Genomic DNA, 1,332 nt, shown 5'->3' with positions numbered 1-1,332 from the left:
ATCCGTTAGATACGCTGTGGGGCGGGGTTAAAGGCGCGTATGGGCTCATCACGGATCCTCAGGGCACTGCGCAGCAGATGCAGGAGGCGACGCGTGCTGTTGTGGTCCAAGCGGGGGAAGGGAATTTCAAGTCCTCAGGTGAGCAACTGGGGCAGCAGTTGGGGGCGACGGTCATCGGTACGGCGGCAGGTATTGGGACTGGGAAAACGGTTGCTGCGATTAAGGGTAAAGCTGCGCCAGTCATAGATAACAATGCCGCGGCACATGGGGAAAAACATGTTACGAGCAGCACGACTGGTACAGTATGGGATTCAATAAAGGCGACACAGCCAACTCATCCTGGTTCTGTTATCCCGCAATCATTTGAGATGTCACTGTCAAACGGGCAGAAAGTTTGGGTACATGGGAATGCTACTGAACATTTAGCAGAATACGCACAAATGGTTGCTAATAATAATTCCCCAGGCGTTGTCCGACTTACAACGCAGCAGCAGCTTGCAAGTTTACATGGTGCAGTGAATGCCGCGGCTCAAAATGGCATAACTTATAATCAATTGTTAAATATTGGAGGGTGGGAATTGAAGTTTGCTCCACCGAGGCAAATAGGTCAGCTTCCTGTCCTTATTCATGCACTTCCTATTAATGGGCAAATATAGAATATGGAAATAAAAATCGAGAAGCCGTTTCATCTAAATTTTGATGTTGTTGAAATTGATGAGCATGTCCCATCGATGAAGGTCAGAGTCTCAATTTGTGTGCAACAGTTTGGGCACAGTTTGGAATATAGAGGAAATTTGTGGTTTGATTGCGCTTGCTGGGATAAATTTATATCAGATTTAAAAAGTATAGATGTGGTTGAAGCTAAACTTACGGATATGAGCTGTTACTTTGCTTTAACGTTCTGTACAAATTCTGGGTCTGGTAAACCAGAGGTCTCATGGGAGGTGAGGAAGGTTAGCGTAACGGGTGCTGCAGTTACGGCAACATTTAGGTCAGCGCTTGACGCTGATACTTTAAGATATGTGAAATTTCAGTTCGAAGAGTTTGCTCGGTGGTGGTAGTAGGTGATCAGGTTCCCCCTGTTTTTGCGTTCCAAAAACTAGAGGTTATGCAGCGGCCTTCTTTGCGTTCTGAACTTTGGTCCAGTTCTGAAGAAATTGTTCCAGAGAAACAAAGCTGAGTGACCCTGGTCCGCAGAACTGCTCCATTCTCAAGCCAGGGCGGGGGCAGTGCCAGTTTCAACGTGCAGAACGGCAACGCGCGCGGCAACTACGCGAGCGTTGCCGAGCAGGCAGGGATCGAGGCTGGCGAAGGCGGTTTTGACATCGCGGT

General features: G+C 48.2%; 1 protein-coding gene and 1 pseudogene. Both read left to right on the top strand.

Going from position 1 to position 1,332, the window contains the following annotated elements; genetic code table 11:
* A pseudogene (locus B0O95_RS16845) lies at positions 1 to 656 on the top strand (hypothetical protein); the annotation flags it as partial.
* A 3-nt stretch (positions 657 to 659) separates the two neighbouring features.
* A complete protein-coding gene (locus tag B0O95_RS15725) occupies positions 660 to 1,061 on the top strand; it encodes a hypothetical protein (RefSeq protein ID WP_146064135.1) in 402 nt (133 codons plus the stop codon).
* The last annotated feature ends 271 nt before the right edge of the window (positions 1,062 to 1,332 follow it).

The sequence above is a fragment of the Mycetohabitans endofungorum genome, assembly GCF_002927045.1.
Taxonomy (GTDB): domain Bacteria; phylum Pseudomonadota; class Gammaproteobacteria; order Burkholderiales; family Burkholderiaceae; genus Mycetohabitans; species Mycetohabitans endofungorum.
This window is presented reverse-complemented; position numbering and strand designations above follow the sequence as displayed.

Coding starts and splice junctions, on each gene's coding strand:
- B0O95_RS15725 (WP_146064135.1), top strand. CDS start 660: ATGGAAATAAAAATCGAGAAGCCGTTTCATCTAAATTTTGATGTTGTT.